Source organism: Paraburkholderia suaedae (genome assembly GCF_040812055.1).
Classification (GTDB): domain Bacteria; phylum Pseudomonadota; class Gammaproteobacteria; order Burkholderiales; family Burkholderiaceae; genus Paraburkholderia.
Map to the genome: position 1 here is coordinate 25782 of NZ_JBFOAH010000001.1, position 16529 is coordinate 42310.

The window sequence follows — 16529 nt, forward strand, 5'->3', positions numbered from 1 at the left end:
GATGCGGTGTCCACATGCGCATTTTGCTGCGCGCGCCAGACCGTGCTGCAACGCAATGGCATGCTTCTCGCTCTGTTCGTCGCCGAACGAAAGGTGTTGATCTGCCGCAGGTTATCGTCTACAACCTGTCCAACTGGACAGGATTGATAGAGCGGGCGATCACCAGGGTTAGCCCTCGTTTACGAGAGGCGATCCGTTGCATCGCACATGCACCGCCGCCGTGCGGACATGCGCCACAACCGCCGACGATGCACCAGTTTCATGTCGGTTCACCGAAAGGAGCGAGACGAATGAGCGCGGTATCCGAAGCACTGAATCCGGCCCCCGCAGCGAGCGCAGAGCTCGTTACTTCGATCCGGGTCGACGGCAAACGCCTGTGGGACAGCCTGATGACAATGGCGAAAATCGGCGCGACGCCCAAGGGCGGCGTGTGCCGTCTCGCGCTCACCGACCTCGACAAAGAGGGGCGCGACCTGATCGTGAGTTGGGCGAAAGAAGCGGGCTGCACGGTCACGGTGGACCAGATGGGCAACGTGTTCATGCGCCGCGCCGGGCGAAATCCTGCCGCACTGCCCGTCGTGACAGGCTCGCATGCGGATTCGCAGCCGACCGGCGGGCGCTTTGACGGGATCTACGGCGTGCTGGGCGGCCTCGAAGTGATTCGGAGTCTGAACGATCGCGGTATCGAGACCGAGCACCCCATCGAGGTGGTGATCTGGACCAACGAAGAAGGCTCGCGCTTCGCGCCCGCGATGGTCGCCTCGGGCGTGTTCGCCGGCGTGTTCACGCTGGACTATGGCCTGTCGCGCAAGGACGTGGACGGCAAGACCATCGGCGAAGAACTGCAGCGCATCGGCTATGCAGGCGAGGCGCCGTGCGGCGGCCGGCCGTTGCATGCGGCGTTCGAACTGCACATCGAACAGGGGCCGATTCTCGAGGCCGAGCAGAAAACCATCGGCGTCGTGACTGACGCGCAAGGTCAGCGCTGGTACGAGATCACGCTGACCGGCCAGGAAGCGCACGCGGGCCCCACGCCGATGCCGCGCCGCCGCGATGCGTTGCTCGGCGCTGCGCGCGTAGTTGATCTGGTCAATCGCATCGGGCTCGATCATGCACCGTTCGGCTGTGCGACGGTCGGCATGCTGCAGGTGTATCCGAACTCGCGCAACGTCATTCCGGGGCGCGTGTTCTTCACCGTCGATTTCCGCCATCCCGACGACGCCGTCCTCGCGCAGATGGATGCCGCGTTGCGCAAGGGCGTGGCTGATATCGCGAACGGCATTGGGCTCCAGACCGAACTCGAACAGATCTTTTACTACGCGCCGGTCGCCTTCGACGCCGCCTGTGTGAAGTCGGTGCGCGCCGCAGCCGAGCGCTTCGGCTATTCCCATCGCGACATGGTGTCGGGCGCGGGGCACGACGCGTGTTATCTGTCGCAAGTCGCGCCGACTTCGATGGTCTTCGTGCCGTGCGTCGACGGAATCAGCCACAACGAAATCGAGGACGCCAGCTTCGAGTGGATCGAGGCGGGCGCCAACGTGCTGCTGCACGCGATGCTGGAGCGCGCGTGCGAGCCGGCTTCATGACGCCATAGCGGTTGCAGTCGCGTATCACTCGCTGCCCATCAAACATGCCGTCACGGCTGCGCTCGTGCGCAGCCGGCAGGCACGGCTACGTCCTCACATCGAAGAAGGAACGCGTATGGCCATCAAGCAAACCGGCGACATTGCGGCCCAGCGCCTGTCGCCCGAGCAGCTCTCGTGCGAGTTTTCCGATATCGCGCCCTTGCTCGATGCGAGCGCGGCGGCCGCGGCGGCGAGCCGCTGTCACTACTGCTACGACGCGCCGTGCGTGAATGCGTGCCCGACGCGCATCGATATTCCCAGCTTCATTCGCAAGATCGGCAACGGCAATCTGAAGGGCGCGGCGCTGGACATCCTGTCGGCCAACCCGCTCGGCGGCATGTGCGCGCGGGTTTGCCCGACCGAGATTCTGTGCGAAGGCGCATGCGTGCGTCACCATCAGGATGCCAAACCGGTGGCGATCGGCGCGTTGCAGCGGCATGCAACCGATTGGGCGATGGCGCGTGGCGAACCGCTCTTCAAGCGCGCCGCTGAAACCGGGCGCCACGTTGCGGTGGTGGGCGCCGGGCCGGCGGGTCTCGCGTGCGCGCATCGGCTGGCGCTCGCGGGCCACCGCGTGACGATTTACGACGCCCGCGAAAAAGCCGGCGGTCTGAACGAATACGGGATCGCCGCATATAAGACCGTCGACGATTTCGCGCAACGTGAAGTGGCGTGGCTGTGCTCGGTCGGCGGCATCGAGATCGAGCATGGCGTCGCACTCGGCCGCGACGTCGAGCTCGCCACGTTGCGCCAGCAGCATGACGCGGTGTTCCTCGCCATCGGTCTGACCGGGGTGCGCATGCTCGCGATGGACGGCGAGGACCTGAGCGGCGTAATGAACGCGTTGGATTTCATCGCACAGATTCGTAGTGCGAACGATCTGGGCAAGGTGCCGGTGGGCCGCCGCGTCGTGGTGATCGGCGGCGGCAATACGGCGGTGGACGCCGCGGTGCAAAGCCGCAAGCTCGGCGCAACTTCGGTGACGATGGTGTACCGGCGCGGCGTCGAATCGATGAGCGCGACCTGGGCCGAGCGCGATTTCGCGCAGACGTGCGGCGTCACGCTCGTCACGCATGCGAGCCCCATGCGTATGCTGGGCGAACACGGCGCGGTCACGGGCGTCGAGTTCGAACGCACGGCGCGCGACGGTGCAAAAGAGCGCTTCGTGATCGAAGCCGACATGGTGCTCAGGGCGATCGGGCAAACGCTGGTCGCGGTCGGTATCGAGCGCGAGTTGTTGACGCTCGACGGCGCTCGGATCGCCGTCGACGCGAATGGGCAGACCTCGCTGGCCGGTGTATGGGCGGGCGGCGATTGTGCGGCGAGGCTCGGTGTCGATCTGACCGTGCAGGCGGTGCAAGACGGCAAGGTGGCCGCCGCCGCGATCGACGCGCATTTCATTCGCACGACGGTCAAGGCCGCATAGCGCCGCATTGAGCCGCATTGAGCCGCGTTGAGCCGAATCGAGCCGCTGGCTTCACGCGTCAGCAACGAGAAACCGCAGTCCCCAAGGAGCCGAACATGGCCGACCTGCGCTGTACGATTGCCGGCATCACTTCGCCTAATCCCTTCTGGCTCGCTTCCGCGCCGCCTACCGATAAAGCCTATAACGTGAACCGCGCATTCGAGGCGGGCTGGGGCGGCGTGGTGTGGAAGACGCTCGGCCTCGATCCGCATGTGGTGAACGTCAGCTCGCGTTACGGCGCGGTGCAATGGAACGGCCAGCGCATTGCCGGCCTGAGCAACATCGAGCTGATCACCGACCGTCCACTCGAGGTCAACCTGCGCGAGATCGCGCAAGTCAAACGCGACTGGCCCGAGCGCGCCATGATCGTGTCGCTGATGGTGCCGTGCAACGAGCGCGACTGGAAGTGGATTCTGCCGCTCGTCGAAGACACCGGCGCGGACGCGGTCGAGTTGAATTTCGGTTGTCCGCACGGGATGAGCGAGCGCGGCATGGGCGCGGCGGTGGGCCAGGTGCCCGAGTATGTGGAAATGGTCACGCGCTGGGTCAAGGAAGGCACGAAGCTGCCGTGTCTCGTGAAGCTCACGCCGAACATCAGCGACATTCGTCTGGGCTCGCGCGCGGCTTATCAGGGCGGCGCGGATGGCGTGTCGCTGATCAACACGATCAACTCGATCGTGGCGGTCGATCTGGACGCGATGGCGCCGCTGCCGATGGTCGACGGCAAGGGCACCCACGGCGGCTACTGCGGGCCGGCGGTGAAGCCCATCGCGCTGAACATGGTGGCGGAAATCGCGCGCGACGTGGAGACGCCGAATCTGCCGATCTCCGGCATTGGCGGTATCTCGACCTGGCGCGACGCCGCCGAGTTCATCGTGCTCGGCGCGGGCAGCGTGCAGGTCTGCACGGCCGCGATGCACTACGGCTTCCGGATCGTCGCCGATCTCGCCGATGGCCTGTCGAACTGGATGGACGAAAAAGGCTACGCGACGCTCGACGACATTCGCGGCCGCGCGGTGCCCAACGTCACCGACTGGAAGTACCTGAATCTGAACTACGACATCAAGGCGCGCATCGATCAGGACAAGTGCATTCAATGCGGACTCTGCCATATTGCCTGCGAAGACACGGCTCATCAGGCGATCATGAAAGAAAAAGATGGCGTCCGGCATTTTGAAGTGTTGGACTCCGGATGTGTTGGCTGCAATCTGTGCATGCATGTGTGTCCGGTCGAGCAGTGCATCACGATGGAGCGGGTCGATAGCGGCGAGTATGCCAACTGGACCACGCACCCGAACAATCCGGCGCGGGTGGACAGCGTGCCGTCACCGACCGCTGACGCGCTCGCAGCCGCGGCGCATGCAGATGCAGCTGCACCTGCGTCCGCGTCGGCGTCGAAAGCCGCCGCAAAAGCCGCCTGATGGTGCAGCACTCAGAGCAAAGCAGAGCAACGCGGCGCCAGTACCGCATCTGTCGTACCCCAAAGGCCCGATGCGCCGGCACACGCCGCAAGGGCTTCAACGATCCAGTGGAGACCTTTCGATGAAGCAGACAGCGCATTGCGTCGATCCGCAGTTCGCGGCCGGCGCGCAGGGCAGCGGTCTTTACAACGACGACCTTGCGCCGACCGGTCCCGCGCAGCGCACCTGGCGGTGGTATCACTTCGCCGCGCTGTGGGTGGGAATGGTGATGAACATCGCGTCGTATATGCTCGCCGCCGGCTTGACGGAGCAGGGCATGTCGCCGTGGCAGGCAGTCGTCACCGTGCTTCTGGGCAACCTGATCGTGCTGGTGCCGATGCTGCTGATCGGTCACGCGGGCGCGAAGCACGGCATTCCGTATGCGGTGCTGGTGCGCTCGTCATTCGGCACGAGCGGTGCGAAACTGCCGGCCATGCTGCGCGCGATCGTCGCGTGCGGCTGGTACGGCATCCAGACCTGGCTCGGCGGCAGCGCGATCTACACGCTGCTGAACATTCTCACCGGCAACGCGCTGCATGGCGACGCGCTGCCGTTTATCGACATCTCGCTCGCCCAACTCGCGTGCTTCCTCGTGTTTTGGGCGCTGCAGATCTACTTCATCGTGCACGGCACCGAAGCGATCCGCCGGCTCGAAAGCTGGTCCGCGCCGATCAAGATCGTGATGTGCATCGCGCTCGTGTGGTGGGCGACTTCTAAAGCCGGCGGCTTGGGCTCGATGCTGGCGGCGCCGTCGCAATTCGTGGCGGGCGGCAAGAAAGAAGGCCTGTTCTGGGCGACGTTCTGGCCGAGCCTCACCGCAATGGTCGGCTTCTGGGCGACGCTCGCGCTGAATATCCCCGACTTCACGCGCTTTGCGAAAACGCAGCGCGACCAGGTCATTGGCCAGACGATCGGCCTGCCGGTGCCGATGGCGCTGCTCTCGGTGATTTCGGTGGTGGTGACGTCGGCGACCGTGGTGATCTACGGCAAGGCGATCTGGGACCCGATCGATTTGACGAGCCGCATGACCGGTATCGGCGTCGGCGTCGCGCTGATCATCCTGACGCTCGACACGATGTCGTGCAATCTCGCGGCGAATCTGGTCGGCCCGGCCTACGATTTTTCGAGCCTGTGGCCGAAGGGCATTTCGTATCGCGCCGGCGGCATGATTACCGCGACCATCGCGATCGTGATGATGCCGTGGAAGATTCTCGCCACCACGCAGGGTTATATTTTCACGTGGCTGGTCGGTTACTCGGCATTACTCGGTCCAGTGGCCGGCATTCTGATGGTCGACTACTTTCTGATTCGCGGCACCCGGCTCGATACGCGCGAACTGTTCGACGAGCAGGGCGAGTACAGCTATACCGGCGGCTGGAACATCGGCGCGGTGCTCGCATTGGTCATCGGCGTGCTGCCGAATCTGCCGGGCTTTTTGCACACCGCGTTTCCGGCGTCGTTCGCCAACGTGCCCGCGATCTTCAACACGCTCTACACGTATGCATGGTTCGTCGGGCTCGCGTTGGCGTCGATCGTCTACAGCGCATGGATGAAGTTGAACAAGGGACCCAGCACGCGCGTGGCGAGCGCCTGAGTACGGATCGGATACGCGACATCGAAACCAGCAGTTCATGAGGAGGCGGCAACATGACGACCCTGATTCGCGGCGGCACGATCATCGACGCGGAAAACACGTATCGTGCAGACGTATTGTGTGCGGACCCGCAGGACGGCGGCACGATCCTGCAGATCGGCGCGGACCTGGAGGCGCCGGCGGGCGCGGCGATCGTCGATGCGGGCGGGCAGTACGTGATGCCCGGCGGCATCGATCCGCACACGCACATGGAGTTGCCGTTCATGGGAACCACCGCGAGCGACGATTTCTACACGGGCACGGCGGCGGGTTTGTCGGGCGGCACGACGAGCATCATCGACTTCGTGATTCCTAGTCCTAAGCAACCGCTGATGCAAGCGTTCAACGAATGGCGCGGCTGGGCCGAGAAGGCCTCGGCGGATTACGGCTTTCACGTCGCGGTGACCTGGTGGGACGAGTCCGTCCATCGCGACATGGGCACGCTCGTGCAGGAACATGGCGTATCGAGCTTCAAGCACTTCATGGCCTACAAGCACGCGATCATGGCCGACGACGAAGTGCTCGTGAACAGCTTCTCGCGGTCGCTCGAACTCGGGGCGCTGCCTACCGTGCACGCGGAAAACGGCGAGCTGGTGTTCCAGTTGCAGCGGCAGTTGCTCGCGAAGGGCTTCAAGGGTCCGGAGGCGCATCCGTTGTCGCGCCCGCCCGAGGTGGAAGGCGAAGCGGCCAACCGCGCGATCCGCATCGCCCAGGTGCTGGGCGTGCCGGTGTATATCGTGCACGTGTCCTCGAAGGACGCGGTCGACGCGATCGCGCGTGCGCGCAGCGAAGGCCTGCGCGTGTTCGGCGAAGTGTTGCCGGGGCATCTCGTGATCGACGAAGCCGTGTATCGCGACCCTGACTGGACCCGCGCGGCCGCGCATGTGATGAGCCCGCCGTTTCGCTCGGCTGAACATCGCGAGGCATTGTGGCGCGGTTTGCAGGCGGGCCAGCTGCACACTACGGCGACCGATCACTGCGTGTTCTGTGCGTCGCAAAAGGCCATGGGCCGGGAGGACTTCACGAAGATCCCGAACGGCTGCGGAGGGGTGGAGGATCGCATGGCGGTGCTGTGGCACCACGGCGTGAATTCGGGGCGTCTCACGCCGAATGAATTCGTGCGCATCACGTCGACCCATGCCGCGCAGATTTTCAACCTGTACCCCCGCAAGGGGGCGGTGCGGGTAGGCACGGATGCCGACCTCGTGGTGTGGGACCCGAACGCAAGCAAGACGATCTCCGTGAACACGCATCATCAGAAGGTCGACTTCAACGTGTTCGAAGGGATGACGGTGCAAGGCGTCGCGATGCATACGCTCACGCGCGGCGCGCTTGCGTGGACCGATGGGGACCTGCGTGCGGTGCGTGGTGCCGGCCGTTATCTGAAGCGGCCGCCGAACTCCGCTTATTTCGATGCGGTGCGGGTGGCTAACAAGCGCAAGGAGCCGCATCCGGTGGAGCGCTGAACGGGCATTGCAGCGGGTTGGCGGGTCAGCGCGCGTCGATCTGTACTAGCCACCCGGAAATAGGAGTGGCAAGCGCCGGCCGCGCCCCTGGTTCTCGTGCCATTCACTTGGGACAGCGCTTGCGCGAGGCGGCGTTCAAAAAGCGCAGGGGCGCCGAAGCGCCCCTAGCACGTCAAGCGACTACCGGACGCTTAAACCGCCACTTCCTCTGTCGCGTCGTTCAACGCAGCGTCGAAGAACCGTTTCTGCGCTTGCGCGGTAGCGCGCGCATACGCGCGATTCACGCCGCTGATCACCGCGCGAATCGAAGCCGTCACCAGATTCGCGTCGATGCCCACGCCGAACGCACTGCCGGCCACATCGGCGCCGGCCATTTCGGCGACCGCGACTGCGCGCGCATCCGCGCCCTGGGTCAACGCGCGTTCCTCGTAGTGCTGGATCCGCACCGGTGCGCCGATCGCGTGCATCAACGCGTCGAGCGGACCATTGCCGGAGCCGCTCAGCACGCGGCGCATGCCGTCGATCTCGACCGTGAGCTTGATATGTTCGCGCCCGTCACGCTCGGCGAGACTGTGGCCGAGGTAATGAATCGGTTCGACGGTTTGCACGTATTCCTGCTGGAACAGTTCCCAGATCTGCGCGGGCGTGACTTCCTGGCCGCTGTCGTCGGTATAGCGCTGCACGGCCGAGCTGAAGTCGACTTGCAGGCGGCGCGGCAGCGCGACGCCGTAGCCCTGTTCGAGCAGATAGGCGATGCCGCCTTTGCCGGACTGGCTGTTCACGCGGATCACCGAATCATAGGTGCGGCCGAGATCGCTCGGGTCGATGGGCATGTATGGCACTTCCCAGACCGCGTCCGGCTTCTGCACGGCAAAGCCCTTTTTGATCGCGTCCTGATGCGAGCCGGAGAACGCGGTGAACACCAGATCGCCGACATAAGGATGACGCGGATGCACCGGCAACTGCGTGCATTCCTCGGCAATGCGCGCGACTTCGTTGATATTCGAGAAATCGAGTTCGGGGTCGACGCCCTGCGTGTAAAGGTTCAACGCAAGGGTGACCAGATCGACGTTGCCGGTGCGCTCGCCATTGCCGAACAGGCAGCCTTCGATTCGATCCGCGCCGGCCATCACAGCGAGTTCCGCTGCCGCGACCGCTGTGCCGCGGTCGTTATGCGGGTGCACCGATACGATCAGCGAATCGCGGCGCGCCAGATTGCGGTGCATCCATTCGATCTGGTCCGCGTAGACGTTCGGCGTGGCCATTTCGACGGTGGCCGGCAAGTTGACGATCGCCTTATGCTCGGGCGTCGGTTGCCAGATATCGAACACCGCGTCGCAGACTTCCTTGGCGAATTCGAGTTCCGTGCCGCTGAACACTTCGGGGCTGTACTGCAGCGTGAAATGCGTTTGGGGCGCGGCGTCGGCGAGACGCTTCATGGTGCGGGCGGCCTTTTGCGCGAGTTGCTTCACGCCGCTCTTGTCCAGACCGAAGACGATCTTGCGGAACTCCGGCGCGGTCGCGTTATAGAGGTGGACGATCGCGCGCGGCGCGCCGAGCAACGATTCGAAAGTGCGTTCGATCAGATCGTCGCGGGCCTGGGTCAACACTTCGATCGTCACGTCGTCGGGGATATGGCCACCTTCGATCAGCTCCCGGACGAAATTGAAATCGGTTTGCGACGCCGACGGAAACGCCACTTCGATTTCCTTGAAACCGATCTGCACCAGCGTCTTGAACATGCGCATCTTGCGCTGTGCGTTCATCGGCTCGAACAGAGCCTGATTGCCGTCGCGCAGGTCGGTGCTCATCCAGATCGGCGCGCGCTTAATGGTGCGCGACGGCCACTGGCGGTCCGTCAAGTCGATAGGCTTGAACGAGCGATACTTGGTAGCGGGGTTCTTCAACATTTTCATCATCCGAGGTTAAGACTAGAAGGCTGGGAGTCGACCGGACGACGAAAAAGCGATACGAGGCCGCCGGTCGGAAACCGGGGCTGGGTCAGTTACTGGGGAATCAAGCGGTGCTTCGGTGTATCAGGTGGAAGCGCGCAGCAGCAGACCTAGCCCGGTAGAGCGGGCTAGTAGTAGCGATAGGGTGGTCTGGGCGCGGTACATAGTGCGCAATGGGAACATATTATCGGGACCGCGTCAAGCGACGCAGCCGATCGGTGCGAAGCTTCGAGGAAGCGCAGGCTCGTGCGGTCCGATTGTGCGATCGGCGCTCGGTTCGCATGGGGGCATCGTCGCCTCGTGCGTGCGCAGTAGCGGCGCAATGCCCGATCGTTCAAGCGGTACGCCCGTCCGATGTCCAGCGACAGGTCCGTAAGCTACAATTGCCGACGGCTTGAAAAACGGAACATCAATGAAGATTCGGACACTCACTATCGCGTGCGTTACGACGGCTGTCGCATTGCTGGCGGCATGCACGGCTGTCACCGGGAACTCGGGCGCCTGCGAGCAGCTGATGCGAAACAAGCTGGCCGACACATCGCAGGATACGCTCAGGGTCGTGCATCGGGCCGTCGCCATTCACGGCTCGCGGGTGGTGGTCGAAGGCACGATCGAGCATGTGATGACGGCTTCGGAAGTGGCGGCGGCCACGCCGGCCGTGGCCCAGCTTGCGGCTTCCGCGCCGCGCGGGGCGGTTGCGCAACCGGTGTCGGTCGCATCGGGCGTTGCAGCGGCGTCGTCGGTGGCAGCTTCTGATGTCGAGGCGTCGACGCACAAGCCCGCCAAGGCTCGGACGGTCAAGCTGCCAGCGGCGGCCGAGTGCACGTTCCGCGGCGAGCAGTTGAACGTATTCCGCTGGCTGGCGCCGGCCAAACTTGCCGCGCCGCTCGAGGATGAAGCTGCCGGTTAGTCTGCGTCATTAGCGGTGTTGGCGAGCGCGCTGCCGCACAGGTCGCGCGGCGCTTCTCGCAAGGCGGTGAGTGCCCATTCGCCAGGCAAAGTGCAACTGCGCAACGCAATGCGGCCGCCAGGCAATGAAAAACCGCAAAGCACCGGCAAACACCGCTTCGCAGACCGCAACCCGCCAACCCACCGCCGCTTGCCACGCGTGAGTTGCCCCATGCGACCCCTGCATCACCACGCACCTGAAGTCACATCCCCCCACGCATACCGTTGTCCGCCAGCACGAGCGCCAACACGCTCTCGCCAAACGCCTCAGGCCGCCCCTCGAAGCACCGCTGCACCGCCCGCGTATCGATCAGCTGCCGTCGTAACGCGGCGCGTTCAGCATGGCTGTCGATCATCCGGAGCGCAGCGGCGACATAATCTTCCACGGTATCGGCCACGGCCCACGACGGCATCCCCACCCGTTCGAACAGCGCACCGTCGATTCGCTCGAACACTTCCGCCCCGCGCTTGCACACACCGGGCACACCCAGCGTGATTGCATCGACGATACCGTTGGTATTGCCGAACGGAAACGGACTCAGAAACAAGTCCGCCCGATTGACGCGCTGCAGATAGCTCGCATAGTCGTGAAAGCCATGCACCAGCGCACCCGGCAACGCCCTGCCGATCACCTCTCGCATCCGGTCGAGCGGCAGCCCGGTCGGCACGCCGCTCATGAAGTGAAACTCGACCGGCGTCGCCGCGCGCGACACGATCTCGCGGCATGCGTCGAGAAAGCGAGGGTTCAGTTTCATCGCGCTTGCGGTGACGACGACTTCGAGGCGCTCGCGCGGCGGCGGAGCCTGCGCGGCAATATCGGGCAGCGCCACGGACGGCCGGTACGGCTGCCCGTCTTTCGGCAGAATCATCAGGCGTTCGCTGAAACAGGCCGGGTCGCCGACATAGTCGGCCTCGACGCTGACCCAGTCGATCTTGTCCGAATGCGTGGTGGCAGGGTGTCCGAGCCCGGCGATCTGCAGCGGCGCAACGCGCAGGTTCGACATGAATACCGTCAGCACGAACATGCCGACGCTTGGCATATAAAGTACGTCCGGCTGCTCGGCGGCGGCGAAGTCGCGGATGGTTTGCAGGCACTCGCCGATGTAATCCGGCTCCTTTAGCTCGATGAAGCGGTCGAACACCGCGCGCCCGGTTTCGTCGACCGCATAGTCGAAACCGAAGCCCACCACCTCGAAATGCTGCCGCGCGGCTTCGAGCGTGCGCGAGTGAGTGCGGTAGATCGAATGGGCGCCGCTGAACCACTCCAGTACGACGATCATCAGCGGTTTGTGCGTACGGCGCCCGCGTTGCGCCGGCTGCGGCTCGCGGTGTGACTTCGGCTGCGACCCCGGCCGTGACTCGGGATGTGACTCAGGCCCTGACTCAGGCTGTGACTCGGGCTGTGCCCCCGGCTTTGGCGCCGGCAGATCGGTCAGCCCCAATTGCGCCAACTTGCGCCGCACAAGTTCGTTGATGTCACGCTTGATTTCATGCCGGCGACGCGTATCGGCATAGCTGCAAAACATGTACGCGTTGTGCAGCAACGCGGTCGGCAACTCGTCGAGGTCGTCGATCTGCCGCAGTTTGCCGGGCAGCCATTCGATCAGCGCCTCGCGCTTCAGATGCGCGTTCGCCGACCCTTTGAAAACCGGTGCGAGCAGGACCAACGCAAGGCCCGCGGCGAGCGTTTTGTCGCACGCCCACAGCGCAGCCATGTCCAGTTCCAGTTCGGACTCCGTCGAATACAGCACGCACAGTTTCTCGATAAAACGGTCACCGGCGAGAAATTCACTGTTCTGCGGACCGCGCGGATTCAGGTGGCGCGCCACATGGTCTGCGTTGCCGAACGCCGTGCTGGCGAATACGAGGCCGATCCACTCATGCAGCGTGAGCAGCAGTCTGAAACAGGCGGGCGGCAACTCGAACTGCGGATCGGCGAACAAGGTCGAGGCCGCGCTCGCGAGGCGCGTGCAGAAGCGCTGATGCTGCTCGGCCGCGCTCAGGCCGAGCATGCCCGAGGCGAGGAAGCTCTCGTCGAGCTTGCCGCGCTTGTGTTGCAGCAGCGCGAGTGCGGCGATCAGTTGGACTGACGCTTTGACGTGCTGCCGTGTATAAACAAGTTGCTCGAAATGGTCGAGCGAAAATGTGGGGTCGTGCATCGGGCGCTTTTTCAATATGGACCGCTAACTATCCGGACGGAAGCTGACGGGAAACTTGAATTATGGCCGCCCCCCAATATCAAATTCCGCTGGCCAATGAATTTGCGAAATTTCCGCGTGTTCGGCTATCCCGTCGGACCCGGCCGCGATGGCGCCGCGTCCGCGCCCTTAGAACGCGTAGTAAGGCCCCGGGCCTGCCGATGTGTCGCGCGAGGCGATCGCCGTGTACACGCGTCGTCCGAAGAAGAACGGCAAGCCCCAGCCGAAGCCGCGTGCGGCAACGCCGGCAAGATTGTCGAACGCGTTATTGGAGGTTCCGAACAGCTGCACGGAATTGCCGATCTCGAACGACACCGTGCTCGACGAGCCGTTCGTGCCGGCGATGACGGCGTTGGCCGTTTGCGGCGAACTCGGGCAGTACCAGTAGCCGCACCGCTGCAGCTGCGCGTCGGGGAAAAAGATCCCATTCGAGCCGCTGTCGAGATAACTTTGCGCATAGGTCTGGCCGTTTTGGGTCGTGACCACGTAGCCGTTCATCGCGTTCGCCTTGACGACGCTCGCGCCGCCGAGCGCGTTGTTTCCCTGCGTGCCGATGCCGAAGATCAGCGAGCCCGATACGCTGGGCGCGCCCGTGTCGGCGATGGCGGGAAGGTCGATCACCACACCGTTGTTGTCGAGCGCGAAGCGGCTGACCGGATTGGTCACCTGCTGCGCGAGCGGCTGCGTGCTCGCCACGCAGTTGCCCGCGGCGCTGCACCTGTAGTACCAGCGCGGCAGTGCGGCGCTGGCGCAACCGCCGCCGCAGTCGGACGTGAACAGGCCGACGCCGAGAATGCCGTTGGCGTGCACGCCCGCGACTGTCTGCATGGCCGGGCCGGCGCTTGCGCAGTCGGCGGGAACGGCGGGCAGGGTCGCGTCGGCGATCAGCTGGATCGGGATGGACGCGGCCAGCTGGCCGGCCATGCGCACGTCGGCGGTACGCACGGCGCCCCACGCGTAGCCGCTGCCGAACGCGGCGCATTCGCCGGTGACGCCGCTGCCCGACGGCACTGCCGGCAGCGCGATACTGGCCGGTAATGCGGAGGCCAGGATGCGCAGGCCGTTCGAGCCCGTGTCGACCTGAATATTGTCGATCGTCGCGCAGTTGCTGGTGCCGGCCTGGCAGACGGTGACGCTGGTCGTCAACAAGTTGCGCGTGAGCCCGGGCGCGACGGTGACCGAGATCGGCTGGACGTTCGGCGTATTGGACGGCGGCACGTCGGCGGACGCGCTCGAGACCGACGCGCTCGACGACGTGCCCCCCGCGGGTGCGCTGGCGGCGCCGGCGCTGCTGGGCAGGCTGGTCTGTGAGGAACTGGCCGGGGTGCCGCCGCCACCGCCGCCGCAACCGGCCAGGACCGCGCACACGATGAGCAGGCAGTGAAGTCGGGAGGAGGGTGTCATGTCAAGGTCTCGATCGTTTTGGGCGGGAGCTGAGGGGCCCCGCGCTATTGCAGGTCGTCCGCGGTGACGCCGGGCGGCAGCGCGGCGGGTAGCCACGCGCGTCCGACGTAGCCGCGCATCGGGCCGCCGGATTCGACGATCACGTCCGGCCGCGCGATCCGCGAGGCGTGCAGATTGCCGTCGTGCCCCGACGCCGCGGCGCCGGCGCGATAGGAGCCGGCGTACTTGCCGAGCAGCGCGTCGAGGTCCGGCATGGTCGGGCCTTGCCACGCATAGCCGATGATCCGGCCCGTGCTCGTCGCGTATTCGTGGATAGCGGTGTTGCCGGCATCGGTTAGCGTGCGCAAGCGCAGCGCGCCGTTGAGCAGTACGTGTGGCGCGCTCGCGAGCGTGTCAGCGGAATCGGGCATGGCGCCGCCCAGTTCGGCATGCCCGGCCGCGCTCGCGCAGAGGGCGCCGGTCGCGACTGCCAGGACGGCGAGGGGACGGCGAAAACGGGACGTGTGCATGATGGTCGGCCTCCTGTTCCAGCGTGTTCCGCTTTACTTTATTGAGATGTCCGAATTACGGTAACACCAGGCCTTGCGGGCAATTACAGCAGGCGGCCTCGCCGCATGGCGGCAATCTCAAAATTGTGGCCGGGCACATCTCAAAAACTAGTTTGAAAACAATCGTCTGACGCAAATGTAGGCATCGTCCGCATGCCTTTTCGGAAAGGTTGTCGAGTGTTAAATATGCCGCGCGAGGGTAGCGCGTCCTGGCGACACTGACCTCCTGTTTGACTCGTGAGAACGCACGAAAACGCGGGATCAAACCGGCGCTCGCCGCGCCGTCACGCCGCGCGTTGCGCGCGTGCGTACGCCATGCGATGCGCGGGCAAACCCCACTTTTTGCACATGGCTCGCCGGGACCGGTAAAATATTGGGTTGATCCACGGAAAACTTGCCGTGGCGTTGCGGAAGGATTCCCCGAACATGACTGATCTTCGTCTTACCAAGCGGTTTGCAGTGATGCTGATGGCGGGCGGGCTGGTCGCCGGCTGCGGCACGTCGTCGCCGACCAAAATCGACTACAGGAGCGATTCCCGCTCGAAGCAGGTGTCGCTCGCCGTGCCGCCGAACATGATCGACGAGACGGCCGATCAGCGTTCGTTGCCCCCGCAAGGCGGCGAAACGTCGTTGTCCACGCTGCAGAAGGTGCAGGCGCAGGCCCCGTCGAATAACAGTTCGGTGGCGGTGGTGCCGCCCGTCAACGGCATGCACATCCAGCGCGACGGCACCGAAAGCTGGCTCGTGATCGACGACAAGGCGCCCCAGGCGGCATGGGCGCCGATCCGCCGCTTCTGGCAGGAGCAGGGCTTCCTGCTGGTGGTCGACCAGCGCGACAAAGGCGTGATGGAAACCGACTGGAACGAATCGCACCCGCAAATCAACGACGGCTTGATCCGCAATACGCTGTCCAAGGCGATGGGCACCAGCTATGTCACGGCCGAGCGCAACAAGTACCGCACGCGTCTCGAACCGGCGCCGAACGGCGGCACTTACGTGTTCATCAGCCAGAAGGGCATGCGCGAAGCGCTCACCGGCACGAACAACGATTCGAGCAAGTGGGAGCCGAAGGCGAACGACCCGGGCCTCGAGCAGGAATATCTGAAACGGCTGATGGCGGCGCTCGCGCTCGCGGATTCGCGCAGCAAGTCGGGCGGCATCCAAACGGCCGAACTGTCGCCGGCCGGCGCGCAAACGGCGCCGAACGAGGCGAGTGCGAATGCAAATGCAAATGCGAAGTCGGCGGCTGTGGCCACGGCCGCGCAGAACGTGTCGCTGTCGGCCCAGCAGCCGACGCCGGACGCGGACTCAGCGAACGGGGGGGCGCCGTTCTCGTCGACCGAACTCACGCTCGGCGAGCCGTATGACCGGGCCTGGCTCCGGGTGGGCCTCGCGCTCGATCGCAGCAACTTCACGGTCGACGACCGCGACCTGAGCCGCGGCCTGTACTTCGTGCGCTACGTCGATCCGAAGGATATGTCGTCGGCTCAACAGGGATTCTGGAGCCAGGTATTTCATGGCAAGAAGGAAAAGGTCGCCAGGCAGTATCGCGTGAACGTGCGCGCCTTGACGCCGGATCAGACGCGGGTGGCCGTGGTCGACGACAAGGGCGCGATCGACGACAGCCCGCAGGCGAGGCAGATCATGAGTCTGATGGTCGAACAGTTGCACTGAGCGACGCGTTAGCAGGTCGTGTGGTTGTTGGAAGAACCGCCCGTGGAAGATCCCGGGCGGTTTTTTTTGGGCTGTGGCTTGCTAGGTTTGCGCTGCGCACGGCGCGCGGCGTGTAGCTCTGTAGCATGGGCCGACCGTTTGGCGTGCACTTTAGCG

At 64.6% G+C, this 16529-nt stretch carries 11 protein-coding genes; 7 read left to right on the forward strand and 4 right to left on the reverse strand.

Going from position 1 to position 16529, the window contains the following annotated elements; all coding sequences use genetic code 11:
• Positions 1–290 precede the first annotated feature (290 nt).
• From ABQJ48_RS00105 to hydA, 5 genes are all read left to right on the forward strand, one after another.
• Positions 291–1586, forward strand: coding sequence for a Zn-dependent hydrolase (locus ABQJ48_RS00105; RefSeq protein WP_367835139.1), 1296 nt, complete (start codon positions 291–293; stop codon positions 1584–1586).
• A 115-nt stretch (positions 1587–1701) separates the two neighbouring features.
• Complete coding sequence (locus ABQJ48_RS00110) at positions 1702–3051, forward strand: NAD(P)-dependent oxidoreductase (RefSeq protein ID WP_367835140.1); 1350 nt, start codon at positions 1702–1704, stop codon at positions 3049–3051.
• 95 nt (positions 3052–3146) lie between these two features.
• Positions 3147–4511: an NAD-dependent dihydropyrimidine dehydrogenase subunit PreA gene (gene preA, locus ABQJ48_RS00115; protein ID WP_367835141.1), complete on the forward strand. Its 1365-nt coding sequence runs from the start codon at positions 3147–3149 to the stop codon at positions 4509–4511.
• A gap of 121 nt (positions 4512–4632) precedes the next feature.
• Positions 4633–6144 carry an NCS1 family nucleobase:cation symporter-1 gene (locus ABQJ48_RS00120; protein WP_367835143.1) on the forward strand — a complete coding sequence of 504 codons (1512 nt, stop codon included), beginning with the start codon at positions 4633–4635 and terminating at the stop codon, positions 6142–6144.
• A gap of 53 nt (positions 6145–6197) precedes the next feature.
• Positions 6198–7649, forward strand: a complete 1452-nt coding sequence (gene hydA / locus ABQJ48_RS00125) for a dihydropyrimidinase (RefSeq protein WP_367835146.1) — start codon at positions 6198–6200, stop codon at positions 7647–7649.
• Between the two features lie 191 nt (positions 7650–7840).
• Here the strand turns inward: hydA and leuA are convergent, their stop codons facing one another.
• Positions 7841–9559 (reverse strand): 2-isopropylmalate synthase, encoded by a 1719-nt coding sequence (gene leuA / locus ABQJ48_RS00130; RefSeq protein ID WP_367835148.1) that lies wholly within the window; start codon positions 9557–9559, stop codon positions 7841–7843.
• 454 nt (positions 9560–10013) lie between these two features.
• Between leuA and ABQJ48_RS00135 the strand changes: the two genes are divergently transcribed.
• Positions 10014–10511 (forward strand): hypothetical protein, encoded by a 498-nt coding sequence (locus ABQJ48_RS00135; RefSeq protein WP_367835149.1) that lies wholly within the window; start codon positions 10014–10016, stop codon positions 10509–10511.
• Between the two features lie 241 nt (positions 10512–10752).
• On the opposite strand, the gene ABQJ48_RS00140 is transcribed toward ABQJ48_RS00135, so the two are convergent.
• From ABQJ48_RS00140 to ABQJ48_RS00150, 3 genes are all read right to left on the reverse strand, one after another.
• On the reverse strand, positions 10753–12708 hold the full coding sequence (locus ABQJ48_RS00140; protein WP_367835150.1) for a glycosyl transferase family 1: 1956 nt from the start codon (positions 12706–12708) through the stop codon (positions 10753–10755).
• Positions 12709–12876: 168 nt separating this feature from the next.
• Positions 12877–14151 (reverse strand): DUF3443 domain-containing protein, encoded by a 1275-nt coding sequence (locus ABQJ48_RS00145; RefSeq protein WP_367835151.1) that lies wholly within the window; start codon positions 14149–14151, stop codon positions 12877–12879.
• Positions 14152–14195: 44 nt separating this feature from the next.
• On the reverse strand, positions 14196–14660 hold the full coding sequence (locus tag ABQJ48_RS00150) for a DUF2844 domain-containing protein (RefSeq protein WP_367835153.1): 465 nt from the start codon (positions 14658–14660) through the stop codon (positions 14196–14198).
• A 465-nt stretch (positions 14661–15125) separates the two neighbouring features.
• On the opposite strand from ABQJ48_RS00150, the gene bamC reads away from it, so the two are divergent.
• Complete coding sequence (bamC, locus tag ABQJ48_RS00155) at positions 15126–16373, forward strand: outer membrane protein assembly factor BamC (protein WP_367835154.1); 1248 nt, start codon at positions 15126–15128, stop codon at positions 16371–16373.
• Positions 16374–16529: the final 156 nt, after the last annotated feature.

Bases quoted from the DNA above. Each gene is read 5' to 3' on its own strand.
- ABQJ48_RS00145 (WP_367835151.1), bottom strand. From the start codon at position 14,151: ATGACACCCTCCTCCCGACTTCACTGCCTGCTCATCGTGTGCGCGGTC.
- ABQJ48_RS00105 (WP_367835139.1), top strand. From the start codon at position 291: ATGAGCGCGGTATCCGAAGCACTGAATCCGGCCCCCGCAGCGAGCGCA.
- ABQJ48_RS00140 (WP_367835150.1), bottom strand. From the start codon at position 12,708: ATGCACGACCCCACATTTTCGCTCGACCATTTCGAGCAACTTGTTTAT.
- hydA (WP_367835146.1), top strand. From the start codon at position 6,198: ATGACGACCCTGATTCGCGGCGGCACGATCATCGACGCGGAAAACACG.
- leuA (WP_367835148.1), bottom strand. From the start codon at position 9,559: ATGTTGAAGAACCCCGCTACCAAGTATCGCTCGTTCAAGCCTATCGAC.
- ABQJ48_RS00120 (WP_367835143.1), top strand. From the start codon at position 4,633: ATGAAGCAGACAGCGCATTGCGTCGATCCGCAGTTCGCGGCCGGCGCG.
- preA (WP_367835141.1), top strand. From the start codon at position 3,147: ATGGCCGACCTGCGCTGTACGATTGCCGGCATCACTTCGCCTAATCCC.
- ABQJ48_RS00110 (WP_367835140.1), top strand. From the start codon at position 1,702: ATGGCCATCAAGCAAACCGGCGACATTGCGGCCCAGCGCCTGTCGCCC.
- ABQJ48_RS00135 (WP_367835149.1), top strand. From the start codon at position 10,014: ATGAAGATTCGGACACTCACTATCGCGTGCGTTACGACGGCTGTCGCA.
- ABQJ48_RS00150 (WP_367835153.1), bottom strand. From the start codon at position 14,660: ATGCACACGTCCCGTTTTCGCCGTCCCCTCGCCGTCCTGGCAGTCGCG.
- bamC (WP_367835154.1), top strand. From the start codon at position 15,126: ATGACTGATCTTCGTCTTACCAAGCGGTTTGCAGTGATGCTGATGGCG.